The 24,610-nt window shown below is 64.9% G+C and carries 26 protein-coding genes; 19 read left to right on the forward strand and 7 right to left on the reverse strand.

Annotated features, from left to right (window positions below; all coding sequences use genetic code 11):
* The first annotated feature begins 24 nt into the window (after positions 1 to 24).
* The 3 genes from petE (at position 25) to KQ297_RS06515 (ending at position 1,331) form a co-directional block, all read left to right on the forward strand.
* Positions 25 to 402, forward strand: coding sequence for a plastocyanin (gene petE, locus KQ297_RS06505; RefSeq protein WP_050751477.1), 378 nt, complete (start codon positions 25 to 27; stop codon positions 400 to 402).
* Between the two features lie 113 nt (positions 403 to 515).
* Entirely contained in the window at positions 516 to 857 is a 342-nt protein-coding gene (locus tag KQ297_RS06510) for a c-type cytochrome (RefSeq protein ID WP_259738723.1), read from the forward strand.
* 132 nt (positions 858 to 989) lie between these two features.
* The gene (locus KQ297_RS06515; RefSeq protein ID WP_259738680.1) at positions 990 to 1,331 is read left to right on the forward strand and encodes a hypothetical protein; all 342 of its coding nucleotides are present in this window, start codon (positions 990 to 992) and stop codon (positions 1,329 to 1,331) included.
* Here KQ297_RS06515 and KQ297_RS06520 read toward each other — a convergent pair.
* A complete protein-coding gene (locus KQ297_RS06520; RefSeq protein WP_006171349.1) occupies positions 1,292 to 1,498 on the reverse strand; it encodes a hypothetical protein in 207 nt (68 codons plus the stop codon). The genes KQ297_RS06515 and KQ297_RS06520 overlap by 40 nt on opposite strands.
* 36 nt (positions 1,499 to 1,534) lie before the next feature.
* Here KQ297_RS06520 and KQ297_RS06525 point away from each other — a divergent pair, with 36 nt between their 5' ends.
* Positions 1,535 to 1,843, forward strand: a complete 309-nt coding sequence (locus KQ297_RS06525; RefSeq protein ID WP_259738681.1) for a hypothetical protein — start codon at positions 1,535 to 1,537, stop codon at positions 1,841 to 1,843.
* 26 nt (positions 1,844 to 1,869) lie between these two features.
* On the opposite strand, the gene KQ297_RS06530 is transcribed toward KQ297_RS06525, so the two are convergent.
* Entirely contained in the window at positions 1,870 to 2,343 is a 474-nt protein-coding gene (locus tag KQ297_RS06530; protein ID WP_259738682.1) for a hypothetical protein, read from the reverse strand.
* Between the two features lie 149 nt (positions 2,344 to 2,492).
* Between KQ297_RS06530 and clpB the strand changes: the two genes are divergently transcribed.
* The 5 genes from clpB (at position 2,493) to rfbC (ending at position 8,739) form a co-directional block, all read left to right on the forward strand.
* Positions 2,493 to 5,120, forward strand: coding sequence for an ATP-dependent chaperone ClpB (clpB, locus tag KQ297_RS06535; RefSeq protein WP_259738683.1), 2,628 nt, complete (start codon positions 2,493 to 2,495; stop codon positions 5,118 to 5,120).
* An 83-nt stretch (positions 5,121 to 5,203) separates the two neighbouring features.
* Positions 5,204 to 6,112 carry a glucose-1-phosphate thymidylyltransferase RfbA gene (gene rfbA / locus KQ297_RS06540; protein ID WP_259738684.1) on the forward strand — a complete coding sequence of 303 codons (909 nt, stop codon included), beginning with the start codon at positions 5,204 to 5,206 and terminating at the stop codon, positions 6,110 to 6,112.
* Positions 6,109 to 7,071 (forward strand): dTDP-4-dehydrorhamnose reductase, encoded by a 963-nt coding sequence (gene rfbD / locus KQ297_RS06545; protein ID WP_259738685.1) that lies wholly within the window; start codon positions 6,109 to 6,111, stop codon positions 7,069 to 7,071. The genes rfbA and rfbD overlap by 4 nt, the downstream gene beginning before the upstream one ends.
* Complete coding sequence (gene rfbB / locus KQ297_RS06550) at positions 7,071 to 8,153, forward strand: dTDP-glucose 4,6-dehydratase (protein ID WP_259738686.1); 1,083 nt, start codon at positions 7,071 to 7,073, stop codon at positions 8,151 to 8,153. Before rfbD ends, rfbB begins: the two co-directional genes overlap by 1 nt.
* 22 nt (positions 8,154 to 8,175) lie before the next feature.
* Complete coding sequence (gene rfbC, locus KQ297_RS06555) at positions 8,176 to 8,739, forward strand: dTDP-4-dehydrorhamnose 3,5-epimerase (protein ID WP_259738687.1); 564 nt, start codon at positions 8,176 to 8,178, stop codon at positions 8,737 to 8,739.
* 3 nt (positions 8,740 to 8,742) lie between these two features.
* Here the strand turns inward: rfbC and xth are convergent, their stop codons facing one another.
* Positions 8,743 to 9,564, reverse strand: coding sequence for an exodeoxyribonuclease III (xth, locus tag KQ297_RS06560; RefSeq protein WP_259738688.1), 822 nt, complete (start codon positions 9,562 to 9,564; stop codon positions 8,743 to 8,745).
* A gap of 69 nt (positions 9,565 to 9,633) precedes the next feature.
* Between xth and KQ297_RS06565 the strand changes: the two genes are divergently transcribed.
* Entirely contained in the window at positions 9,634 to 9,951 is a 318-nt protein-coding gene (locus KQ297_RS06565; protein WP_259738689.1) for a hypothetical protein, read from the forward strand.
* Here the strand turns inward: KQ297_RS06565 and KQ297_RS06570 are convergent.
* Positions 9,884 to 10,768 (reverse strand): lipopolysaccharide assembly protein LapB, encoded by an 885-nt coding sequence (locus tag KQ297_RS06570; protein WP_259738690.1) that lies wholly within the window; start codon positions 10,766 to 10,768, stop codon positions 9,884 to 9,886. The genes KQ297_RS06565 and KQ297_RS06570 overlap by 68 nt on opposite strands.
* Before the next feature lie 83 nt (positions 10,769 to 10,851).
* Between KQ297_RS06570 and KQ297_RS06575 the strand changes: the two genes are divergently transcribed.
* The 7 genes from KQ297_RS06575 to KQ297_RS06605 all read left to right on the forward strand — a co-directional run bounded on the left by KQ297_RS06575 (position 10,852) and on the right by KQ297_RS06605 (position 17,007).
* A complete protein-coding gene (locus KQ297_RS06575; RefSeq protein WP_259738691.1) occupies positions 10,852 to 11,562 on the forward strand; it encodes a hypothetical protein in 711 nt (236 codons plus the stop codon).
* Between the two features lies 1 nt (position 11,563).
* Positions 11,564 to 12,229: a hypothetical protein gene (locus KQ297_RS06580; RefSeq protein ID WP_259738692.1), complete on the forward strand. Its 666-nt coding sequence runs from the start codon at positions 11,564 to 11,566 to the stop codon at positions 12,227 to 12,229.
* A gap of 5 nt (positions 12,230 to 12,234) precedes the next feature.
* Positions 12,235 to 13,461, forward strand: a complete 1,227-nt coding sequence (locus KQ297_RS06585) for a LarC family nickel insertion protein (protein WP_259738693.1) — start codon at positions 12,235 to 12,237, stop codon at positions 13,459 to 13,461.
* Positions 13,461 to 14,528, forward strand: a complete 1,068-nt coding sequence (locus KQ297_RS06590; protein ID WP_259738694.1) for a flippase-like domain-containing protein — start codon at positions 13,461 to 13,463, stop codon at positions 14,526 to 14,528. The genes KQ297_RS06585 and KQ297_RS06590 overlap by 1 nt, the downstream gene beginning before the upstream one ends.
* A 72-nt stretch (positions 14,529 to 14,600) precedes the next feature.
* Positions 14,601 to 15,113, forward strand: coding sequence for a Fur family transcriptional regulator (locus tag KQ297_RS06595; protein WP_399251346.1), 513 nt, complete (start codon positions 14,601 to 14,603; stop codon positions 15,111 to 15,113).
* A 290-nt stretch (positions 15,114 to 15,403) separates the two neighbouring features.
* A complete protein-coding gene (locus KQ297_RS06600) occupies positions 15,404 to 16,000 on the forward strand; it encodes a Crp/Fnr family transcriptional regulator (RefSeq protein ID WP_259738695.1) in 597 nt (198 codons plus the stop codon).
* A 71-nt stretch (positions 16,001 to 16,071) separates the two neighbouring features.
* Positions 16,072 to 17,007, forward strand: coding sequence for an esterase-like activity of phytase family protein (locus KQ297_RS06605; protein ID WP_259738696.1), 936 nt, complete (start codon positions 16,072 to 16,074; stop codon positions 17,005 to 17,007).
* Here the strand turns inward: KQ297_RS06605 and KQ297_RS06610 are convergent.
* Entirely contained in the window at positions 16,969 to 18,513 is a 1,545-nt protein-coding gene (locus tag KQ297_RS06610; protein WP_259738697.1) for an iron ABC transporter permease, read from the reverse strand. The genes KQ297_RS06605 and KQ297_RS06610 overlap by 39 nt on opposite strands.
* Positions 18,510 to 19,553 carry an extracellular solute-binding protein gene (locus tag KQ297_RS06615; RefSeq protein WP_259738698.1) on the reverse strand — a complete coding sequence of 348 codons (1,044 nt, stop codon included), beginning with the start codon at positions 19,551 to 19,553 and terminating at the stop codon, positions 18,510 to 18,512. Before KQ297_RS06615 ends, KQ297_RS06610 begins: the two co-directional genes overlap by 4 nt.
* A gap of 73 nt (positions 19,554 to 19,626) precedes the next feature.
* On the opposite strand from KQ297_RS06615, the gene KQ297_RS06620 reads away from it, so the two are divergent.
* Positions 19,627 to 21,291: a bifunctional aminoglycoside phosphotransferase/ATP-binding protein gene (locus KQ297_RS06620; protein ID WP_259738699.1), complete on the forward strand. Its 1,665-nt coding sequence runs from the start codon at positions 19,627 to 19,629 to the stop codon at positions 21,289 to 21,291.
* A gap of 172 nt (positions 21,292 to 21,463) precedes the next feature.
* Here the strand turns inward: KQ297_RS06620 and KQ297_RS06625 are convergent, their stop codons facing one another.
* The gene (locus KQ297_RS06625; RefSeq protein WP_259738700.1) at positions 21,464 to 23,059 is read right to left on the reverse strand and encodes a hypothetical protein; all 1,596 of its coding nucleotides are present in this window, start codon (positions 23,057 to 23,059) and stop codon (positions 21,464 to 21,466) included.
* Positions 23,060 to 23,436: 377 nt separating this feature from the next.
* On the opposite strand from KQ297_RS06625, the gene KQ297_RS06630 reads away from it, so the two are divergent.
* Complete coding sequence (locus tag KQ297_RS06630; protein ID WP_259738701.1) at positions 23,437 to 24,459, forward strand: glycosyltransferase; 1,023 nt, start codon at positions 23,437 to 23,439, stop codon at positions 24,457 to 24,459.
* The last annotated feature ends 151 nt before the right edge of the window (positions 24,460 to 24,610 follow it).

The following is a 24,610-nucleotide window of genomic DNA, read 5'->3' on the forward strand; positions in this document are numbered from 1 at the left end:
GATTACCAGATGGTTCAAGGTCTGATGGCTTCCGCGGCTCGCCTCTTCCGGGCTGTTGCCGCTTCTGCTCTGCTCGGAGCGCTGCTGGTGCTGGTGAGCGTCAGCTCCGTGCAGCCGGCTGAGGCTGCCACCGTTGAAGTGAAGCTCGGCACCGACGCCGGCATGCTCGCCTTCGAGCCCAGTGAGATCACGATCAGCAAGGGCGATACGGTCCACTTCGTGAACAACAAGCTGGCCCCCCATAACGCCGTCTTCGATGGCCATGAGGAGCTCAGCCACACCACCCTGGCCTTCGCCCCCGGGGAAAGCTGGGATGAAACCTTCGATCAGGCCGGCACCTACGACTACTGGTGCGAGCCCCACCGCGGTGCCGGCATGGTCGGAAAGGTGATCGTCGAGTGAACCCCGCTGGGGCTCAGTAACGACATTGTTTCGATCCGCTCCCGCCGCCGGCTCTCTTCCGGTGGCGGGACTCTATTTTTGACGGGTTGCCCGCTCCATTGCTCGCCTCCCTGATGCGTCGCCTGCTTTCATTCTTCGCCGTCTGCCTGGCACTGCTGCTGGGAGCCGCTCCCAGTTTTGCCGCCGACGCTGCCCACGGCGGCCAGATCTTCTCCGCCAACTGCGCCGCTTGCCACATGGGCGGCGGCAATGTGGTGAACGCCGAGCGCACCCTCAAGGCTGACGCCCTGACGGCCTACCTGGCCAACTACAGCACCGACCATGAGGCAGCCATCGCCGCTCAGGTCACCGTTGGCAAGAACGCCATGCCGGCCTTTCTCGGCAAGCTGACCGAAACTGACATCGCCGATGTGTCCGCCTACGTCGAGGAAATGGCTGCCAAGGGCTGGGCCTGATCCAGAGTCACCGGTACCTGCTCCTCTGATCTCAGCTGATCGGCGTCTACGCCTTCTCTTCTCCACCCCTGCCTCAGGGGTGGTTTTTTTGTCTTTGTGTCCCGAGGCTGTGCTGTCCATGGCTGCGGCGCGATGGTGGGCAGGCCCGATGAAGCGGCTGAGATGTCCCTGGAGCAACTGCGACGGCTGGTGGTCGATGCCGAGCAGCAGCCGAGCCTGAGGGCCTTGCTGCGGCAGGGTGCCCAGCAGTGGAACACCGACAGGGGCCATCAGCCATGGGGGCAGCTGATCGAGCGAGCCAGGGCCCTGGGCTATGCCATCGACTGGGCCGATCTGGAGCAGGCCTGTTCCGCTGAGGAGGCCGCTCGGTTCCTGACCCGGTCCAGGATCGAGCCGGTGGCCGATCTGATGGGTTCCGTGACCGGACGAAAGCCTCAGCTGAGCTCTCGGCGCCTGGCGAGCACCTCGAGGTAAAGATCTTCGGGCACGTCGCGGATGTCGTATTCGCTGGGCAGCACCCCATGGGCATGGCGGTGCACCACCAGCCAGCAATTGCGCTCAGGATCCTTGCTGGTGCCCTCGAAGTCGCGGGATTCCTGCGCCAGTCGCCCCACCAGATCTTCCCTCTCCTCGTTGCTCATCCCTACCCTGGGCCCGTGGCCTGACGCGGCGTCATCATGGCAACTCCAGTGTTGAAGCGTTCACTCCTGGCGGCGCTCCCCCTGATGCTCGGCGCTCCCGTTTCCGCCCTGGCCCAGCAGCCCCTGGCAGTACCACCCCTGTCCAGCGCGCCCTGGGTGCCGGGGGCCTCCTGCCCGCTGCTGGTCCCCCTGAACGACTCGGTGCTGCAACCGCTGAGGATCCAGCCACGGCAGGTGCCGCGCAAAAACGCCGGCGGTTGCCTGTCGGCGGCGGATGCCCTGTACAGCGCCGATGGCTGCCCGCTCAAGCTCTGCCCACGGGCGCTGCCGAGCCTGGACCTCTGAACCTGGCCTGGTTTGCGACCGCTTCCTCAGCGGCAGCCGAACACCGAGATCGTGTAGCTGAAACCGGTGGCATTGGCGTTGTAGCCCGAGCCCACCTTCACGTTCACCTGGGTCACCAGTTTGCCCGCCGGTGGGTAGAAGGGGCCGAACTGGCGGAACTGGCCGGGCTGGGCATCAAGGGTTTCGTTCACCACCTGCAGGTTGGTGCCATCACTGAACTTGAGGTAGGCCTGGATGGGGTAGGGGCCCCGCTGGGTGGAGGTGGACTTGAAGTTCACCTTGTAACTGGAGAAGGCCCGATTCACGCTGAAGTCGGTGTTGAAGTTGGTGCGGCCGAAGGGAAACACCAGGGGGCCGTTCAACTGGATCGTCTTGCTGACGCTGGTGCCTCCCCCCACGGCCGAAAGGTAGGTGCAGCTGGCGGCCGCAGCGCCGGGGGCCAGGCCCGCTGCCAGCAGGACAAGGGCCGCGAGCGTGGCGAGGGAACGTGTCCTGGGCATCGGGCAAAGGCGCGGCATGGGCTTGACGTTACGGACCGGTCTGAGCCGCCGTTCGGTTGATTCGCCAATTGTTTCGGCCTACCCATCCTGTGCTGGCCGTCGGGTCGTTCATAGCCTTTCAGCAACGAACACCCATGAGGAGATCATCCATGCACCCCACCGCCGAAGCGTTCACGGAGAAGGCCTGGGCCGCCGTCGTGGCCGCGCAGCAGCTGGCCCAGCAGCGCCGGCAGCAGCAGCTGGAGAGTGAGCATCTCTTCGCCAGCCTGATCAGCCAGCCCGGACTGGCCACCCGCATCCTTGAGAAGGCCGGCGTTGATGTGGCGGCCCTGAATCAGGCGGTGGAGTCGTACCTCGCGAGCCAGCCCAGTCTGGGCGCGGCTCCGGAGAACGTGTTCCTGGGCAAAGGTCTCAATGAGGTGCTCGATCAGGCCGAACAGCTCAAGGCGACCTACGGCGACAGCTTCATCTCGATCGAGCACCTGCTGTTGGCCCTGGCCATCGACGACCGCTGCGGCAAGCGGCTGCTCTCGCAGGCCGGCACCAGCGCTGACAAACTCAAGGACGCCGTCCAGGCCGTTCGCGGCAACCAGAGCGTGACCGATCAGAACCCCGAAGGCACCTACGAATCCCTGGAGAAGTACGGCCGCGATCTCACCCAGGCCGCCCGTGACGGCAAGCTGGATCCGGTGATCGGCCGCGACGAGGAAATCCGTCGCACGATCCAGATCCTCAGCCGCCGCACCAAGAACAATCCGGTGCTGATCGGAGAGCCGGGCGTCGGCAAGACAGCGATCGTGGAGGGCCTCGCCCAGCGGATTGTGAATGGGGATGTTCCCCAGGCGCTGCAGAACCGTCAGCTGATTGCCCTCGACATGGGCGCCCTGATCGCCGGCGCCAAATACAGGGGTGAGTTCGAAGAGCGGCTGAAGGCCGTGCTCAAGGAGGTGACCTCCAGCGAGGGGCAGATCGTGCTGTTCATCGACGAGATCCACACCGTGGTGGGGGCCGGTGCCGCCGGCGGCTCGATGGATGCCAGCAATCTGCTCAAGCCGATGCTGGCCCGCGGTGAACTGCGCTGCATCGGTGCCACCACCCTCGATGAGCACCGCCAGCACATCGAAAAGGATCCCGCCCTGGAGCGGCGCTTCCAGCAGGTGTTCGTGGATCAGCCCACGGTGGAAGACACGATCTCGATCCTGCGGGGCCTCAAGGAGCGCTACGAGGTGCACCACGGCGTGCGCATCGCCGACAACGCCCTGGTGGCGGCCGCGGTGCTCTCCAGCCGTTACATCGCCGATCGCTTCCTGCCCGACAAGGCGATCGATCTGATGGATGAATCAGCCGCGCGCCTGAAGATGGTGATCACCTCCAAGCCGGAGGCGATCGATGAACTCGACCGCCGCATCCTGCAGCTGGAGATGGAGAAACTCTCCCTGGGCCGTGAATCCGATCCGGCCAGCAAGGACCGCCTGGAGCGGCTGGAGAAGGAACTGGCCGATCTGAGTGAGCAGCAGAGCACCCTCAATGCCCAGTGGCAGCAGGAGAAGGGGGCGATCGATCAGCTCAGCGCCATCAAGGAAGAGATCGAGCAGGTTCAGCTGCAGGTGGAGCAGGCCAAGCGCCAGTACGACCTCAACAAGGCCGCCGAGCTGGAATACGGCACCCTGGCGGACCTCCACAAGAAACTGGCGGCCAAGGAGGCCGAGCTCAACGCCGGTGATGGCGAGAAAACCCTGCTGCGTGAGGAGGTGAGTGAAGACGACATCGCCGAGGTGATCGCCAAGTGGACCGGCATCCCCGTGTCGCGGCTGGTGCAGAGCGAGATGGAAAAACTCCTGCATCTGGAGGATGAACTGCACACCCGGGTGATCGGCCAGAGCCAGGCTGTGACCGCGGTGGCCGATGCCATCCAGCGCTCCCGTGCCGGGCTCTCGGACCCCAACCGCCCGATCGCCAGCTTCCTGTTCCTCGGCCCCACCGGTGTGGGCAAGACGGAGCTCTCCAAGGCCCTGGCCTCCCAGCTGTTCGACAGCGACGACGCCATGGTGCGCATCGACATGAGCGAATACATGGAGAAGCACGCTGTGTCCCGCCTGATCGGAGCGCCTCCGGGCTATGTGGGCTACGAGGAAGGCGGCCAGCTGACTGAGGCGGTGCGGCGGCGCCCGTACGCCGTGATCCTCTTCGATGAGGTGGAGAAGGCCCACCCCGATGTCTTCAACGTGATGCTGCAGATCCTCGATGACGGCCGCGTCACTGATGGGCAGGGGCGCACGGTGGATTTCACCAACACGGTGCTGATCCTCACCAGCAACATCGGCAGCAGCTCGATCCTCGATCTGGCCGGTGATCCGGCCCGCCACGGCGAGATGGAGAAGCGGGTGAACGAGGCCCTGCGGGCCCACTTCCGCCCCGAGTTCCTCAACCGCCTCGATGAAACGATCATCTTCCACAGCCTGCGGGCCGAGGAACTGCGCCAGATCGTGGAGCTGCAGGTGCAACGGCTGCGCCAGCGCCTGGAGGATCGCAAGCTCGGCCTCGAGCTCGATGGCGCCGCCCTCGACTGGCTGGCGGGGGTCGGCTACGACCCCGTGTATGGCGCCAGGCCCCTGAAGCGGGCGATCCAGCGTCAGCTGGAAACCCCGATCGCCAAGGCGATCCTGGCGGGTCAGTTCCCCGAAGGCAGCACAATCGCTGTGGATGTGGATGCCGAAGCGGAGCCAGCACGGTTGCGCCTGCAGCTCGCCAGGAGCCGGGAACTGGCCATGGTCTGATTCCTACCCTTTCGATCCAGACCCGATCGGGACTTCTGCGTGGGCACGATCGGTCACAATCCCCGTGTCCCGCTGCCGCTGCCATGTCACCAATGTCTGACGGCCCACCCGATCGCCGCGGGATCATCCTGGCGGGGGGTTCCGGGACTCGCCTGCACCCGATCACCCAGGCGGTGAGCAAGCAGTTGCTGCCCGTCTACGACAAACCAATGATCTACTACCCGCTCAGCACCCTGATGCTGGCGGGCCTGCGCGAGATCCTGGTGATCTCCACCCCTCGCGACCTGCCCCAGTTCAGGGATCTCCTCGGCGATGGGTCCGCCTGGGGGATCTCGCTCTCCTACGCCGAGCAACCCAGCCCCGATGGCCTGGCCCAGGCTTTCCTGATCGGCGCCGAGTTCCTCGCCGGCCGACCCGCGGCGCTGGTCCTCGGCGACAACCTCTTCTATGGAGATGATCTCTCGCGCAACCTGCAGGCCGCAAACGTCCGCTCCAGTGGCGCCTCGGTGTTCGCCTACCGCGTGGCTGATCCCCAGCGCTACGGCGTGGTGGGCTTCGATGAGCAGCGGCGGGTGGTGTCGCTCGAGGAGAAGCCCGAGCGGCCCGCCTCCAACTACGCCCTGACGGGGCTTTACTTCTATGACGCCGATGTGGTGGAGCTGGCCCGAAAGGTGCGGCCGTCCCCCCGCGGCGAACTGGAGATCACAACCCTCAATCAGCTCTACCTCGATCGCGGCGACCTGCGCGTTGAGCTGCTCGGTCGCGGCATGGCCTGGCTCGACACCGGCACCTGCGACTCCCTCCATGAAGCCGGCAGCTACATCCGCACCCTCGAGCACCGCCAGGGGCTCAAGATCGGTTGCCCCGAGGAGGTGGCCTGGCGCCTGGGCTGGATCACGGACGCGGAGCTGGAGACCCTGGCGGTCCCCCTGCGCAAGTCAGGTTATGGCGCTTACCTGGAAAATCTCCTCCTGGAGGGCCCCACCCCATGACCACGACCAACGGGTCTGCACCCGTGCTCGTGATCGGACACCAGGGCCAGGTGGCCTGCGCCCTGCGGCGGCTGGCGCCCAGCCGGCTCCCTGGGCGTCCGCTGATCGCCGTCGGTCGTCCGTCCCTCGATCTCTCGACCCCGGTCGAGGACCTGGCCCAGCAGCTCGATGCCCTGGTCGGCGAGCACGGCCCTGCCCTGGTGATCAACGCGGCGGCTTACACCGCCGTTGATCGGGCCGAAAGTGAGGCGGCGCTGGCCCATGCGGTCAACGCCGGAGCCGTCGGTGTCCTGGCCCGGGTCTGCGCCACCCACGCCATTCCGCTGTTCCATCTCTCCACCGACTACGTCTTCGATGGCAGCGGCGAGGCCCCCTGGCAGGAGGATGATCCCACCGGCCCCCTGGGCGTCTATGGCGCCAGCAAGCTGGCCGGCGAACGGGCCCTGCGTGAGGCTGGCGGCCGCCATCTGCTGCTGCGGGTGAGCTGGGTCTTCGGCCAGGAGGGCGCCAACTTCGTGCGCACCATGCTGCGGCTGGGGCGCGAGCGCTCTGCCCTTTCCATCGTTGCTGATCAGATCGGTGGTCCCACCAGCGCTGAGGCGATAGCGACCACCCTGCTGGACCTTCTCGAGCTGGCGATCACCGACCGTTCACCCCTGAACGCCGCAGCTCCTTTTCCCTGGGGCACCTACCACCTGGCGGGGGTTCCGGCCGTGAGCTGGTATGGATTTGCCACCGAGATCTTCGCGCAGGCCGTGACACTCGGTTTGCTGGAGCGAGCCCCGGAACTCACCCCGATTTCCACCAGCGCCTATCCAACCCCGGCCGAACGCCCCGCCAATTCCCGACTGGACGGCTCCGCCTTTCTCCGGGACTTCGGATACCCCATGCCCGACTGGCACCGTGACCTCCATTCCTGTCTCCAGGCCTGGGCCAGTTCCACCACCACCACAGCCTGATGCCTCCGATCCCTCGTCATCTCCTGATCACCGGCGGAGCTGGTTTCATCGCCGCCAATCTTGTCCACCACTGGGCCGCTGCCCACCCCGACGATCGGATCGTCGTGCTCGATGCCCTCACCTACGCCGGCAACCGGGCCACGATCGCGCCCCAGATCGAGGCCGGGCGCATCAGCTTCGTGCATGGTGATATCGGCGATCGACCACTGGTGGACGACCTCCTGGCTGAGCAGGCCATCACCCATGTTGCCCATCTGGCCGCCGAGTCCCATGTGGACCGTTCAATCACCGGGCCTGGAGCCTTTCTCAGCACCAATGTCACCGGCACCTTCACGCTGCTGGAAGCGTTCCGTGCCCACTGGCAGGCCGCAGGTTCTCCCGACGTGTGGCGCTTCCTGCACGTGAGCACCGACGAGGTCTACGGCAGCCTCGAGCCGGGTGATCCCCCATTCTCTGAGACCACCCCCTACAGCCCCCGCTCCCCCTATGCCGCCAGCAAGGCCTCCAGCGACCACCTGGCCCGGGCCTGGCAGCACACCTATGGGCTCCCCGTTCTGGTGAGCAACTGCTCCAACAATTACGGGCCTTTTCACTTTCCCGAGAAGCTGATTCCTCTCACCCTGATCAACATCCTGCTGGGCCGACCGATCCCCGTCTACGGCGATGGCAGCAATGTGCGTGACTGGCTCTACGTGCAGGATCATTGCCGCGCCCTCGAGCGCATCCTGCTGGCCGGGGAACCTGGTCGTACCTACTGCATCGGTGGCTGCAACGAGGTGGCCAACCTTGATCTGGTGCGGATGCTCTGTGATCTGATGGATGAGCAGGCTCCGGAACTACCTGTGCGTCCCAGCCGCGAGCTGATCCGTTTCGTGGCCGATCGCCCCGGCCATGACCGGCGTTATGCCATCGACGCCACCCGCATCCGGGAGGAACTGGGCTGGCAGCCCCAGGTGACGGTGCAGGAGGGCCTCCGCCGCACAGTGCAGTGGTATCTCAGCCACCGTTCCTGGTGGCAGCCGCTTCTCTCCGAGGAGTACGCCAGTTACCTGGAGTCCCAGTACGCGTCGCGGCTCGCCTGACCGTTCAACCCCGTTTCATCTGATGCAGATCGTTCCCCAGTCGATTCCCGACGTTCTCCTGTTCGTCCCGAAGGTGTTCGGCGATGAGCGTGGCTTCTTTGTGGAAACGGCCAGGCAGACTGTTCTCAACGAGGCGGGCATTCCGCCCCTGGTGCAGCACAATCAGTCACGCTCAGGTTGTGGTGTTCTGCGCGGACTGCACTATCAGCTGATGCAACCCCAGGGGAAGCTTGTGCGTTGCTCCCGGGGTTCGGTGTTCGATGTGGCGGTGGATGTGCGTCGTGGATCGCCGAGCTTCGGCCAGTGGGTCGGAGCGATTCTGGATGACGTGAATCACCACCAGCTCTGGGTGCCACCTGGTTTCGCCCACGGTTTCCTGGTGCTTTCGGAGCTGGCCGACTTCTGTTATCTCTGCTCCAATTATTATCACCCTGAGTCAGAACAGGGCATTCTCTGGAGCGACCCTGATGTGGGGATCCTCTGGCCGGAGTTGCCGCCGGGTGTCACCGTGCAGCTCTCCTTGAAAGACAGCTCCAACCCCTCCCTTGAGCACCAGGATCCTGCTCGGCTTCCAGCCCTGCTCTGATTCTCACCAAGGAACCTCGTCCCCGTCCTCCGGCGGCCATTGCAGCTGCACCACCACCGGGGCGTGGTCACTGGGCTTCTCGTTGGCGCGAACCGATTTGTGGATCAGGCAGCCGGTGGCCCGCTCCAGCAGCTCCTCACATACATAGATGTGATCGATCCGCCAACCGCTGTCGCGGTCCCAGGCTCCGCTGCGGTAGTCCCACCAGCTCCAGTGGCCCGGTTCCGGCTCGAAGATCCGGAACACGTCGCTCAGGCGTTCGTCCAGGGCCAGGCGGAGGGCCTGCCGCTCCGCCTCGCTGGCCATGATCCCGCCGCTGAGCCGTGAGGGGTCATGGATGTCGCGGTCTTCCAGGGCGATGTTGAAATCGCCCACCATGCAGAGGGGATCGCCGTCGCCGTCCTGGGCTTCCAGATAGCGACGCAGGCAGGCCAGCCATTCCAATTTGTAGGTGTACTTCTCCGAGCGCAACGACGAACCGTTGGGCACATAGAGGTTGAGCACGCGCACCCCCTCGATCAAGGCGCTGATCACCCGTTTCTGCTCGCTCAGGGCCAGCGCCGGGCCATCGGGCAGGAGCGCGTCAAAGCCGATGCGCACATCCTCAAGCGGCAGGCGGCTGAGGATCGCCACTCCGTTGTAAGCCTTCTGGCCGCTGATCACGGCGGTGTAGCCCAGGGCGGTGAATGCCTCGGCGGGGAAGGCCGCATCCTCAACCTTGGTTTCCTGCAGGCAGAGCACGTCGGGGCCTTCACGCTCCAGCCAGGCCACCACCTGCTCCAGCCGGCTGCGCACGGAGTTCACGTTCCAGGTGGCGATCCGCATCCCGTCCAATCAGCCACCATCGGTGACCCTTAGCATTGAGGCATCATCCTGTCCCGTCGCACGCCTGCCATGGCCCGTCCCCTGGCCCTTGCGGCCTTCACCCTGCTCGCCCTACCTCTGCTCCCCCCCACCGCCCAGGCCCAGCTCAGCTCCTTCGGGCAATCGGTCCAGGAGAAGCAGATCTACGACAACAGCCCCACAGGCCGACCCACCGGCGGGATCCTCGAATCGGGCAATCCGATGGAGCTGATGAACAAACTGCGGCGCAACAGCGCCCTCGACAACGCCACCCAGCCCGGCGATGCCATCGATCAGGCCCTCAAGGACCTGGAGGTCCAGGCGGCTCCTGCCCCTGGGCCGGCTGGGCCCTTGGTGACGCCTCCTTAGGCGGCTTCCCCCCCTTGGCACGCCGCAATGGCTCCAGCCCCCAGGCGGCTGCCACCTCATCAAGGCGTGGATCCGGCTGATTGGGCTTGAGGCGCCGGGCTCGATCGAGCAACTCCAGGGCCTGACGGGTCTGCCCCTGCTGCTGTCGCATCAGGGCCTGGCCGAGCAACGGTCTGGGATCCTCCGGGTCTGTGGCGCTCAGTTGCCTGTAGAGGCCCTCGGCGGCCTTGAGCTGTCCGCGGCGCTGGTGCAGGTCGGCCAGCAGCAGCCCGATCGCCAGGGTCTGCTCCTTCGCCTTTTTTCGGCTGGCCTGTTGGTAGGCCTTGGTGAGCAGGGCCTCGGCCTCGGCACCACGGCCCTGCTCCAGCTGGATCAGGGCCATCAGCTGCAAGGCCTCGAGCAGCTCCGGTCTGAGGTTCAGAAGCTGGCGCACCTCCCGTTCAGCGCCCGTGGGGTCCTTCTGGTCACGGCGCAGTTCCGCCAGCATCAGGCGCAGGCTCCACCGCTGGGGCTGCTGGTCGGCCATGCGCTCCAGCAGCGCTGTGGCCTCCGCCTTGTCGTCGAGGGCCAGCAAAAGCTGCAACAGCCGTTGCTGCTGGCCCTCGCTGGCCTGCCCCCGATTCACCTCTGCCTGCAGCCGGATCGCCTGCTGCTCCAGCTCCAGTCGGGAGCGATCCACAGGCTTTTGTTCCGGGCTGCGCTGTCCCAACCACCAGCCCGTCAGAAGCGAGGCCATGGTGAGGGCCACGGCTCCCAGCGCCAACAGCCAGGGCCTTGATCGGGAGCTCACGGCTGCGGCGGAGGGGCGGGATGGCATGGATCCGGAGCCGGTTCCAGCAAGTCTGGCTCCTGGGGCCCTGGCTAGATTGCGTTCCGGGCCATTGGTTGCCCCCACCGACAATGCGTCACCATCCCATTTCCCCGGTCACCGAACCGCTCCAGTACCGGGCCATCGGCGTGGTGCGTGGTCAGTACGTGCCCAGCGACCCCGAGCAGCTCACCCGCGGTCTGATCCGAACCGACGACGGCACCGAGATCGACGCCGTTGTGCTCGGCCGGGTGCTCAGCCTGGTGCGCCGTCACCTCGACCTGGAGCGCTCCCACCTCTGGGTGGTCTACCCACGCTGCCGTGAACCCGGCTCCCTCCATCTCCAGATGGTGGGAGTGTGGGAGCCGAGCACCCTCAGCGAGGCGGAACCGGAACCGGAACCGGAATCGAGCTCTGCTTCTGAGCCTCCCGCCGCTGAGCCCTCCCCCGACGATGGCCTCCCCGAAGGCGACGACTACTTCTCGGTGCGGGGTGAGCTCATCTACACCCGCCCGGACTCCCAGGAGCTGGTGGTGAAGGTGCGCCAACGGCCCCGTCCGGATGGCAACCGGCCCCAGCCATTCAAATTGCCCCTGCGCGGCGAGGTTCCTCTGGAGCATCTCCGTCACTTCGTCGCGCTGGACCTGCGAAGAATCGGGGAGGAGCTGCATGTCGAGCGCTATGAGGTGATCGCTCCTGTGGCCCAGCGCGGCAACCGCGGCGGCAAGGGACGCCCGGAGCGGGGAGGCAGCGGTGGCGCCAGGGGCGGACACCGCAGCGCCGTGAGCCGCCCCGGCCGCTGAGATGGAGCCGCGACCCCAGCTCGGTGATGGCTCATCCACGGCTCTGCGGGTGGGAGCCGTGGTGGCCGGGGGCACCCTGCTGGCCGTGCTCGGTCCTGTCCTGGGGTTGTCGCCCTGGCTGGTGGCCCTGGCCGCCGGAGGAGGTCTCACTGGTCTCACCGTCGACGCGGCCCGGTTCGGTGGCCGGGGCGGCCATCTTCTGGCGGAAACCCTCCCCGGTGGTCTCTGGCGCTTGCGCCGCATCGCCATCCACGAGGCTGGCCATGCCCTGGTGGCCGAGCAGGAAGGGCTGCCCGTGAAGCAGGTTCTGGTGGGCAGCCTGGCCTGCCTGCGTGCCGGCATCGGCGCCAGCGGCAGCACCGAATTCGAGCCCCCCGAGCACGCCAAGCTGCCCCCGGAGGATCTTCGCCGCTGGAGCCGGGTGCTCCAGGCCGGGATGCTCGCTGAGCGTCTCCTCTACGAGCAGGCCCGCGGTGGCGCCGACGATCGCGCTCTCCTGGGTCGCCTCTGGGGTCTCTCCGGCTTCGATGTCGACACCGCCCAGCGGGAACAGCGGCGCGCCCGCCGCGAGGTGGAGCAACTGCTGCGCCGCCGCCAGCCGGAACTGGTGGCCCGCGCCGAGGAGCTTCTGCAGGCGGCCCCCCGGCTGCTTCGGAGCGCTGCCTGAGTTCCATGGTGCTGGCCTTTCTGGATTGCCCCACCGGCCTGGCCGGCGACATGCTCCTGGCCGCCCTGCTGGATCTGGGGTTGCCTGAGCCGGCGATCCATCGGCCCCTGGCCCAGCTGGGGCTGGAGGGCCGCTATCGCCTTCACCACCAGGACGGCCGCAGCGGCGGCCTGCGTGGGCGGCGGCTCACGGTGGAGACCCTCGAGGCCGATCCTCCCCACCGCTCCTGGGGCAGCCTGCGCCAGACCATCGCCACCAGCGCGCTCGAGCCGCCCCTGCGCGAGCGGGTGCTGGCGGTCTTCAGCCTGCTGGCGGAGGTGGAGGGGGCGGTGCATGGCCATGCACCGGAGCAGGTGCACTTCCATGAGGTGGGTGCTCTCGATGCCCTGGTGGATGTGGTGGGGGTCTGCGCCGGCCTCCTGCACTTTCAGGTGGACCGGCTGATCTGCGGGTCTCCCCCTGCCGGCCATGGCAGCGTGGACACAGCCCATGGCCGGCTGCCCCTGCCGGCGCCGGCGGTGCTGGAGCTGGCCCGCCGTTGTCTCGTTCCCCTGGCGAGCGCCGAGGGTTTCCCTCCCGGGGAGCTCACCACACCCACGGGGCTGGCCCTGATGGCCTGCTGGGCCGATCGCTTCGGAGTGGCTCCGGCCCTGGTGCCCTCACAGGTGGGGATCGGCCTGGGCCATCGGGAGCTGGATCGCCCGAACCTGCTGCGGCTCTGGCTCGCGACACCTTCCCCTGAAAGTGATTCACGCAGCGGGCCTGCGCTGGAAACGGTGCTGCAGCAGCAGGCTCAGATTGATGACGCCACCCCCGAAGACCTCGCCTTCGTGGTGGAGGAGCTTCGCCGCGCTGGAGCTCTCGAGGTGTTCACTGCCGCCATTCAGATGAAGAAGGGCCGTCTGGGGGTGTTGCTCACCGCGCTGGCTTGGCCGGATCAGGCCGGTGCTCTGCGGGAGGTGTGGTGGCGCCATGGCACCAGCCTGGGTGTGCGCGAACAGCTGCAGCATCGCTGGGCCCTGCCTCGCCGCACGCTCAGCCTCAGCACCGATCTGGGGATGGTTCGCCTCAAGCAGGCCGGCGCGCCCGGCGGCCCACCCCGCTACAAAGCCGAGCACGACGACCTGGCGGCCCTTGCCCGCCGCCATGGCCTCAGCCTCGCTCAGGTGCGCATGGCAGTGGATGACGCCCTGGCGAAGGACAATGCCCTCGCCCCACCCGAGAGTGGCTGATGCCCTCCCCCCCGCAGCTGTGGTCATTGCTGATCACCCGGGCGCAGTCCCTTGCAGCAGGCCTGAAGCGGGTGTCCTGGCGGCTGCCGCCTCTCCCCGGGGGCGCCCGCCTCTGGGTGACACTGTTGAGCCTCGGCTTTCTGCTGGCAGCTCTCAAGGGGAATGGCGAGCAGCTGCTGGCCCAGCGCCCTGATTCCCAGGGCTGGCTCTGGCTGCTGATCGGGGTGGGGCTGAGTCTGCTCAGCCTGGTGATCAACGGCCTGGCCTGGGCGGTGGGGCTGCGCTGGTTCAGGCTTCGGCCCCGCTGGGGTCTGAGTGTGAGGGAGTACCTGAGCACCAACCTGCTCAAGTACCTGCCGGGGGGCATCTGGCACCTGGCGGCGCGCGTGCGCCTGCTCGGCCTGGGCGAGCCACTGCTCGTCGGTCAGGCCAGCCCGGTGGGCACCCCCCTGGCCCTGGCGGCAACCCTCCTGGATCCGCTGCTGGCGGCCAGTGCCGCCCTGGCGATCGCCGCTGTGGCGGGTTGGAGGGTGGGCTGGCCCCTGTTGGGCCTGCTGCCGCTGCTGGTCCTCGCGCCACGCTGGTTCCAGCCGCTTCTGCAGCGTCTGGAGCGCTCCCGCGAGCGGCAACTCGCGCGGGCCCAACGAAGTGAAACTGAGCCTGCGCTCCCTGGCTCAGGCGGGTTTCTGCTGCCCGGTTATCCGCTTGTGCCGTTGCTGGCTCAGGCCCTGTTCGTCGTCTTTCGCTTTGCGGGATTTGCCGCCTGCGTGCTGGCGTTCGATCAGCAGCTTTCCCTGGCCTGGGGCGGCTGGCTGCTGGGCTTCTGTCTGGCCTGGACGGCGGGACTGGTGGTGCCGGGCGCCCCAGGGGGACTTGGGGTGTTCGAGGCGGTGCTTCTGCTTCAGCTCGGGGGTCAGCTGGCGGAAGCGCCCCTGCTGGCCGTGGCGCTCAGCTACCGCCTGGTGGTCACCGCCGCTGATCTGCTGGGTGCCCTGACAGCCCGGCTGGATCAGGCCATCGATCGTCAGCACGTCCATGGCGCCCGACCTGAGCAGCACAACGTCTGATCAGCTAGTTCGCAATTGAAGGACCTGTTGAGAATTGCAGGCTAGGATCTCCCTGACGTACGGGGTGATCCGGTGCCATCCCGATTGCCGGCAGGGTCGCGGCCCCGCTCCGCCTCAGCCGCCACCCTTCCTGCCAGCACAAGTCCGGCCACGGAACTGCGCTCCAGCCTGCATGGGAGAGGCCAGCGGCTCACACCCCAGCGGCAGAAGGTGCTCACGCTGTTCGAGCGGATCGGTGAAGGCAGTCACCTCAGCGCCGAGGAAGTCCATCAGCGCCTCCTGCGTGCGGACGAGCGGGTGTCTCTGGCCACCGTGTACCGCACCCTGCGGTTGCTCAGTTCGATGGAGCTGCTGCGGGAACTGGAATTGCCCGAAGGGGGGCGTCGCTTCGAGCTGGCCAGTGATGCCCACCGCGATCACCATCACCTGGTCTGTGTGGGTTGCGGGCGCACCGAGGAGTTCGAGAGCGCCGTGGTGCTGGCGGAAGGCCGCCAGGCCGCCAGCAGTCTCGGCTTCCGCCTGATCGAGTGCGTGCTCAACGTGAGGGCTTTGTGTCCTCGCTGCGCCGCCGGCGAACCCGCCTGAGCGGGGGGTGGTTGGCCCCGTGGGCAGTGAGAGCGGCGAGAAGGGTGGCGCGATCGCCGTGGAGCCTGAGCATCGCAGTGGTGCGGCAACGACCCGAGGCTGGGCCCAGCCGAGGCAGGCCGGCGCCGCAGGGGGCACGACTGCAGGCGTGAAAAGGCACATCCCTGAGACGCTTCCACGACGGGCGGCGCCCGGGCCGGGGCTTTCAACAATGGGAGTTATTGAGAACAGATTGCAAAAAGGGGCCTGCACTGATTAGATTGCGAGTCATTCGCAATAGCGTCTGTTCCGTGAGCTTCCGTTTCCTGCCCGAGCAGCCCCTCTCCTGCGTGCGGATGCCGGCCGGCCAGACCGTGCTGCTTGACCCCACCCGCCGCCCCGGTGGCAGTTCCATCGAGGTGCTGGAAGGCATCGCCCGCGTCTACTGCCCCTGCGAGGAGACCGAGAGCATGACTCTCGCTTTCCTCCAGCCTGGTGATCAGCTCCGCACCGATCGACTCTGCAGTGAAGGGGTCTGTGTGGAGGCCCTCACTCCGCTCAGCTTCCGCTCGGAGGTGGAGCCGGCCGGTGAGACCGGCTTCGATGCGGTGAACGAATGGACCTTGCAGCTGCTGCGGATCCGCCATCTCGGCTCAGCGGAGCAGCGGCTTCATGCCCTGTTCGGACTGCTGGTGCGTCGTCTCGGGCGACGCTGCGGACCCTGGTGTGATTTGCCCTTCCGCCTCACCCACGAGCGCATCGGTGAGTTGATCGGCACCACCCGTGTCACCACCACCCGATTGATCTCCAGGATCCGCCAGGCCCAGCTTCTGGAAGCCCCTGCGGGCGAACCCGGCCTGCGCCTCGCGCCTTCCCTGGTGGAATCCGCTCCCCTGGCCGCCGCCTGATCCCACTGCCCACGCCGGCCCCGCCACCACCCCCGCTCCTGCCCTGCCCGCTCACGGCCGGCTGGGAGCTGGTGGCCCACGGCGTCCTTCCGTCCCAGGGAGTCCGTGGACGACGCCTGGGGGGGTTCTCCGCCGTGGCCACCGATCCCCACAATGGGCGCCTCTGGTTGCTCAGCGACCGCGCGGTGCCCGAACTGCTGCCCATCTGGGACGTGGCCAGCCTCGGCCGACGTCCTCTGCGTATCGGTGATCGTCTGCCCCTGCGCTCCAGCGCAGGCGATCGCTTCCCGGCGCCCCTGGACGGCGAAGGCCTGGTGATTGATGGTGCCGACGCCTGGATCGTGAGCGAGGAGCGTCGCAGCGCTGATCGGCCCGCTCAGCTGCTCCGTTTCGATCGTGGCAGTGGCCGGCTGCGTCAGGCCCTGCCTCTGCCTCCGGCCTGGAGGGCAGCCCCTGGCCAGGGCCTCGGCGCCAACCAGGGCCCGGAATCGCTCACACGCCTGTCAGGCGCTCCCCTGGTCCTGCTGCTGGCGGCGGAGCGCCCCTTGCTTCAGGACCCCCCCGATCAGCTGCGCCTGCTCAGGCACGGACCCGATGGCTTCCGCCCGGCGGGGGCTCTGCGCCTGTCTCTGCCGGGTGCTCACTGGGGGCTCACCGAGCTTCTCGCCCTTCCGAGCGGTGGTCTGCTCGGACTGGTGCGAGGCTTTGAGCCCCCCTCCCGCTGGTGGGCCCAGCTGCTGCAGCTGCCTTCCCCGGGAGCGGCCGCTTCGGTGCAGCTTCCACTCATGCGCTGGGATCTGCTGGCCACGGGACTTCCCCCCGACAACTGGGAGGGACTGGCTTTGGGGCCTCCCCTGCCGGATGGACGTCCCACACTGCTGGTGGTGAGTGACGACAACTTCAGCCCCCTGCAGGCCAACCGTCTGGCCCGCCTCGCTCCACGCCGGCAACCCGGCTGCAGCGATGGCTCAGTCGCGGCTCTCGAGGGTGGGGATCAGGGCCAGTGAGGCCACCATCCCCAGGGCCATGATGATCAGGGCCGGGGCCATCGCCGCACCCACCCGCTCATCGCTGGCGTACTGGAAGACACGCACGGCCAGGGTGTCGAAATCGAACGGACGCAGAGAGAGCGTCAGCGGCAGTTCCTTCACCACATCCACGAACACCATCAACCCGCCCACCAGCACCGGACCGCGCAGCAGGGGCAGGTGAACCCGCCGCAGCACCTGGGTCCAGCTGCAACCCAGACTGGTGGCCGACTCATCGATGCTGGGAGGTATCCGCTCCAGGCCGGCGTCGAGGCCCTGCTTGGCCACGGCCATGAAGCGCACCCCATAGCCCCAGAGCAGAAGCAGCAGTGGGCTGAGCAACCAGGGACCCCCCAGCAGCATCAGACCCAGAGCCAGGACGCTGCCCGGAACGGCATAGCCCATCCCCGCCAGGAAACTGAGTTGCCGCACCACCAGACGCGGGCTCCAGCGGCGGATGATCGCCAGCAGCAGGGCCGCCACTCCGGTGAGCAGTGTGGCCACCAGCGCCAGGGCGAGGCTTCGGCCCGCCAGGACCAGCTGCTCACCCAGCGGTTCCTCCAGCAGGTTGCGCCAACCTTCCGTCACCCAGACCAGTGGGATGACCAGCACCAGAAGGGGTGGCAGGGCTGACACCAGCTGGGCCAGCAGCGCCCGCCAGCCCTGCAACACGTAGGCCTGCGCCTCGCCGCTCGAGGAACCCAGATTCCAGCGCCGACTGCGCCGACGCAGGGAACGCTCGGCGGCCACAAGGATCACGACGATCCCCAGGGCGATCAGTGAGAGCAACGCTGCCCCGCGGGGATCACCTTCCACTTGCCAGCGATCGAGGATGCCCGCCGAGAGGCTGGGAACCCCCAGCAGCCGCACAGCCCCCAGTTCATTCACCACCTCCATCGCGCTCAGGGCCACCCCGGCTCCGATCGCCGGCAGGGCGATGGGCAGCGCGACCCGCCGGAACGCCTGCCAGGGCCCCACGCCCAGGCTGCGGCTGGCTTCCAGCAACTGGCCACCGGTGATCGAGAAACTTTCTGTGCTCAGCAGAAACACATAGGTGTAGTTGCCCAGAGCGAGCAGCAGCACAGCCCAGCCCAGACCGTGGATGCGCAGGCCATGGCTGCTGCCCCAGTCGATCAGGCTGGCTGCCAGCAGATAAGCCGGAAAGGCCAGCGGCAGCAACTGGGCCATGCGCAACCAGCGCCGACCTGGAAAGCGGCAGGCCGCCGTGAGCCAGCCGATGGCGGTGCCCATCACGGCACCGCAGACCCCCTCACCCAGCACCAGCACCAGGGTGCCGCGAATCTGATCCGCACCATCGAAGCCCAGATCCAGACCCCCCAGCAGCGAGGGCTGCAGGGCGGCATCGCCGAACAGCGCAGCCAGCGGCAGCAGAGCCAGCACAACAATCACCACCACCACGGCGGTGAGCGCCGGACGGCTGGAGGGGTTGACCTGCGCGAGCGGGCGTGGGGCGAGCAGGGTCACTTCCAGCCAGTTTCCACCATCAGCGCGCTGGCCTCTCGGTTGCCGCTGGCCAGCTGATCCGCACTGACCGGCGAAGGCTGAAAGTTGCCGAAGCCATTGAGGATCGGGTTTTCCCCGAAGCCTTTCAGCGGGTATTCATTGTTGGCGGCCGCATAGCCCTTGCCTGAGCTCGGGGAGGCCAGAAATTCGATCAACCGGGTGGCCGCCTCGGGGTTGCTGGCATGGCGGGTGACACCGGCGGCGGTGATGTTCACGTGGGTGGGGGATGGGAACACCACCTTGATCTTCTGCGCCAGGGCTTTGTCCCCGGGTTTGGCCTCGCTGGAGAGCATGCGCGCCAGGTAGTACTGGTTGGCCACGGTCACCCCGCACTCACCACGGCCGACCGCCCGCAGCATCGGGGTGTCGCTGGTGAAGAAGGGTGGCTTCACATTGGCCACCAGGCCCTCCAGCCAGCTTCTGGTGGCGGCGGCTCCCTGTTGCTGGAGGATGTCGGCCACCAGTGACTGGTTATAGACGCTGGCCCGGTTGCGCAGGCAGAGCTTGCCCTTCAGTTCCGGCTTGGCCAGATCGGCGTAGCTGTTCAGGCTGGAGGGGGCCACCAGGGCAGGGTTCACCATGATCGGCCTGGCCCGGCGGGTGAGGGCGTACCAGCTGCCGGCTGGATCCCGCAGGTTGGCAGGCACGTCGCGGTTGAGGGCCTCGGAGCTGATCGGCTGGAACAGCTCCTCCTGGCGGGCACGCTGAATCCGGGCGGCGTCCACCAGCACCAGCACATCAGCGGGGCTGTTCTCCCCTTCGCTCTTGAGGCGCACGATCAATTCGTCGTCCTTGCCCTCGAGCAGGTTCACCTTGATGCCGGTCTCGGCCGTGAACTGCTTGTAAAGCTCCTTGTCGGTGTTGTAGTGGCGGCCGGAATAGATGTTCACTTCCCCGTCTGACTTCTTCGCGGCTGCGCAACCTGTGAGGACGGCCAGGCCGAGCGCTCCGGCGAGGGCGAGCGCCCTGGAGCGAATCAGGGGGGGACGATGCTGAGTCACGGACGAAAACTGCTCGAGCAGGCAAGGTACGGAGCCGGCCCATGGCCTCCGCGTTCAATTGCTTCCAACTGATGTGACATCGGCTACCCCTGCTCCTCCCACCGGCCCGGAACCGCCGCTGGATCTGGCCGTTCTGATCAGGGCCCTGAGCCGCGCCGAGGCCTATCCCGACGACGCCTGGGGGGAGCTTCCAGTGGAGCAACGCCGGGTGAAGGTGGTTCAGACCCATATCAGCGTGGTCTTCCTCAGCGGCCAGCGCGCCTACAAGCTCAAGAAGCCCCTGCGCTTCTGGGGTCTGCTCGATTACGGCAGTGCCGAGCGGCGTCTGCACTGGTGTCACGAAGAAGTCAGGCTCAACAGCCGCCTGGCACCTGATCTCTACCTCGGGGTGGCACCGGTGCTGCGCTTCGCAGACGGCGGGGCCAGGGTCGGTGCCCTCGGCACGGAGCTGGAGGGGAGGGAGCACGTGGTGGTGATGCGTCGCTTCGAGGCCGGAGCCACCCTCGCCAGCCGGCTGGCAGCCGGCCGGGTCAGCGAAGCGGATCTGCAGCGTCTGGGCGAGCGCATCGCCCGCTTCCACGATCAGAACCTGCTGGACCCCGCCTTGGCCGAGGGCGCCGACCGGCGCTTTGCGGCGGTGCTGCGCAACAACGTCCGCGCCACCCGCCGCTCGGTTCCTGAGCTGTTTCCTGCGGGGGTTCATGAGCTGCTCGTCGGCGGCCTGGCCCTGGCCCTTCGCCGATCCCGCCACGTCCTGCGCCAGCGGCTGGCGGCGGGAGCGGTCGTGGATGGCCACGGCGACCTGCGGCTGGAGCACGTGCTGCTCGAGCCGGCGCTGGCCGTGGTCGATGGAGTGGAGTTCAACGGCGACCTGCGCCAGGTGGATCGGGCCTCCGACCTCGCCTTTCTGGTGATGGACCTGCAGGCCTCGGGTCACGCCGCTCGCATCCCAGCCTTGCTGAAGGGCTACGGCCAGGCGATCGAGCCGGCCGTGCTTGGGCTCTTCTGTGCCTACCGCGCCCATGTGCGGGCCAAGGTGGAAGCGGCCACCAGCGGCGAGGCGGAGATCCCCCGGTCCCAGCGCCAGGGCGCCGAGGCGATGGCCCGGCGCTACCTCAGCCTGGCCCTGGCCTATGCCTTCAGGGGGCTGCGCCCCCCGGCCCTGATCCTCCTGCATGGCCTCTCCGGCAGTGGCAAGAGCCATCTGGCCAAACGCCTGACCCCCTGGCTGCTGGCTGACCTCCACCGCAGCGACCTGATCCGCAAACGGCTGCACGGTCTGCAGCCCCTGCAGCGGCCATCACTCCAGGAGGCACGGCAGCTCTACGGCCCTGTCGGCGATCAACGCACCGAGGCTGCCCTGCTCGACGCCGCCGAGGCCAGCCTGGCCAGGGGGTCCTGGGTGCTGCTGGATGCCACACACCTGAGGGCCGCCAGCCGGGAGAGAGCCATGCAGCTGGCACGGCGCCTCGGGGCGATCAGCCTGTTCCTGACTGTGCAGGCCGATCAGGCCGTGCTGCAGCAGCGCTTGGAGCGGCGCGGGCTGCTGGATGACGATCCCAGCGATGCGAACCTGACCGTCCAGCAGGAGCAGAAGCGTTCTGCCGAACCACTCACACCAGGTGAGCAGGAATGCAGCGTGGTGGTGAATTCACGCGCGGACCTGGATGATTCGGCTGTGCTGATGGCGCTGTGGGAGCACTGGCGGGCACGTCTGAAACCCCTGTGCCGTGCGTGATAGGCGAGCCAAGACCGCGAATGGCTCAGCCAGGTTGTGCTCATGCACACCCACAACCAGCCCCAGCCTCGCTTCCGTCATGGACGGCACGTCTGGCTCTAAAGGAGCCACCTTGGGGCTTCAGCTCAGCGGTGTTGGTTCGGCCAGGCTGGGGAAGGGCAGGCGAGAAAGATCAACCCCGTAAATCATTGCAGAGTTCTCTGATTGTTCTTGATGGGAGACCAACAGGAGTCCGGCACCATGATCCCTTGAATCGACTGGCAATGTGGTCAGGGTTTGGGTAAAGGGCTGCGGCACAGGAGCGGTTCAGACTGGAAAGCTCTGAATCCACAAGGTCTGGTTGAGCGCGAACATACTTTTTCATGCAGTTGACGGCTTGTTGTCGCCCTGAGAATTGCTCGATAATATATGGTCTCCAGGCAGCATTGGCACTTAAACCATTCATCTCAAAGACCAGCAGAAGAACGACTGAGGCAATTACAGTCGACTGCAGAGACTTGCGAACGGGGTTAGCTGCTGATCCAGCTCTCATCACTCGCCCACGAAGCATAGTCCCAAGGGTCAGGACAATGCAAACACAAACGATGGAAGCAAAAAGAATTGATAGGCTGTTGTAACGATCGGCAAGTGCTGCACGGAAACCAATCGGGGTGCCACCGCGACCCACTGAACTCGCAGCACCCAGGCCGAACAGAAAGCAGACCAGGCTGATGCAGTGGACAAACTCCCAGGATGGAGTCTTTCCTCCAGCTCTGGTAGCTCTCCAGATGACAGCCATAGCCATGGCAACCAATGCTACGCCCGTTACCGCATTCATCAAAACGAATAAGACACTCGGTTGATACTTGTAGAAGTTTGAAAGAAATGCAATAATATAGCGCGGGTCAATAAAGTTAGCTCTTAGCGATGCGTGGTGCGCAGGACTTTGGTAACCCAAGAAAAAGACTATAGTCGCAAGCACAAGACATGAAAGAACAACAAGGCTGGGAGAACTGCGTACAACCTGCCTCAAAGACCGAAGACTGGTTGATGGGACCATCAACCATATCGTTATGATTGAGCAAGGTAAAAGCAGCACATTTCCGGAAAATGAGAAGATGGAAAGAATTCCCATCAGCCCTGCCGCTATCGAAAGAGATTGTTGAAATGTCTTCTCCTTACTGAGGGCCGCACCCTTCAAAGACAGTGCAACTGTAAGTGCAGACAGGCAGCCGAAAGCGAACAGGATGCCGAGGAAGAAACTGGTCTGAACATACCAAAGACCATTGTATAGATTCGCCGGACCTACGGCATAAAGCTTCGTCGAAAAAGCTATGACACTCAGCCGCGCACTCCAATCCAGGGGCCCTGATAATGACCTCGTCAACAGAGGAAGGCATACAATCAAGACGGTGATAGCCCTGACGAAATACGATATGTTGATTGTCAAGTCTGAGTGAAAGACAGCAAATCGATCAATCACAACTGTAAGCAGCTTGGTCGTCACCTTGCGGCTCTCATTGTGTTGATCAAAGAGTTCTTTGAAGATCTCTCCTGGCTTTGCTGTTTCAAGACTCTGCAAGAAGCTCAAGGGTGTATCCCAGTCGTCCCAGAAAGGGAAGTGAAAAAAACCAGACCCCTGAAGAGATGAAACTTCCGATCGAAACGCGTAAAATCCAAAAAGCCAAACCAGAAGCGTGGCTAAAACAAGAGTGCGCCTGGTGAAGAGATGCTCAGGCCTTGATAGAATCACAGGCGTTAGATATTCAACCCAAAACCAGTCTAGCATGTTTATCGTTCAATGCCCATTTATCTCTTGGCTTCAAGTAGGCCAGGCTCGCTGCTCGTTCAATCTACGCATGATCCCCTCAATGAATACAAGAAAAGACTCTGGATCAAACGTGTTATGACTGTGAGAGCCAATGGGCAATAAGATTTCTGGCAAGGCAGTCCTGATGCATTGTTTGCAATGATAACAATGCGTAAAATTGGCAACGCTGCCTTGGTTGCTTGATGGTTGCCGGTCACGATGTCCTCATGCCATGCCAATCAGATCATCAATCCCATGGCAACAGCTTGCTCGCGCAGCTCGAATCAGGAAGCACAGTGATCGTTGCTTCAATGAATCCTTCGATCGTGCCGTAAGTCAACACCGATGAAGCTTTCATGCCAACGATGATATCTGTAGCTGTCGTTACCCCATCATTTAATGACTATCGTTGCGTCCTGGAGCTCGTCAGGGAGCTGGATCGTCTATCCAATGCTGTAGGAAACATCAGGTTCAGAGTGATTGTTGTCAATGACTCTCCTTGGGTTGAAATCAGTGATGAGTTGCTTGCCAGGAGCCAGCTGGAGAGACGTGAAACGGATCTTCGAGTGCTTGAACTGAATGCAAATCTTGGTCACCAGGCGGCATTGGCTATTGGCTTGGCATGGCTCTTGCCTGAGCTTGATGACTATCAATACATCGTGACCATTGATGCAGATGGTGAGGATAATCCATCTGACATCATCAGAATGATCGAAACCCTGAGTAATGATTCCCCGTCTTCTCTCGCTTGCGTAGCCAGGAGGAGGGTGAGAATGGAGAGGCTTCTGTTTAGAATGGGCTATAAAGCCTACAAGTCCTTCTCGTCTTTACTTATCGGTACATCCATCGACTATGGTAACTTTATTTGTTTTCGTCCAGCTGCGCTGAAGATTCTCACAAGAAAGCCGGAAACAACTGTCCACATTGCGGCTTCCGTTCTGCACTCCAGGATGCCATTCAGGAAGATTTCGTCTGATCGCCGCAAGCGTTATAGCGGAGAATCGCGGATGGGAGGGTATTCGTCCCTGGTCTTGCATGGCTTTCGCGCCTACACGGTGTTTGGAGATAAAATAGCCGTACGCCTTATGATGTTTGTCTTGCTGGGCTTGGGTATGGTGCTGATAGGAGTATTTATTGCCGGCTTAATACGATTTACGGGGTTGATCGAAGTGTTCCCAGGTTGGGCGTCAATCGTTTCACTGGTTCTGATTGGCTTTGGATCTATGATTGCAATTAACCTGTTTGGACTCGCCTTGCTGCTCATTATAATCTCGAGCTCTTCGCTGCGAGCAAGTCCGCTGGATTATCTTGAGCAATTTCTTGCAAAGGACTCTTGGGAGAAGCCTCGAAAGCCTCGCGGTGAAACTTTGGGCCTCTGATCCATGGATGCTTATGGGCACCTCGAAATATTGCCACTACCCATGCTGTCTTGAGAAGCCACATGCTCATCCTCTGCACGTGCAGATCCGCCTGATGACTGACATCCATGACTTAAAGGCGGGATAGTTATCCCGCAGCCGAATGATCAGA

It is taken from the genome of Synechococcus sp. CS-205, from assembly GCF_025128255.1.
In the GTDB taxonomy this organism is placed as follows: domain Bacteria; phylum Cyanobacteriota; class Cyanobacteriia; order PCC-6307; family Cyanobiaceae; genus Regnicoccus_A.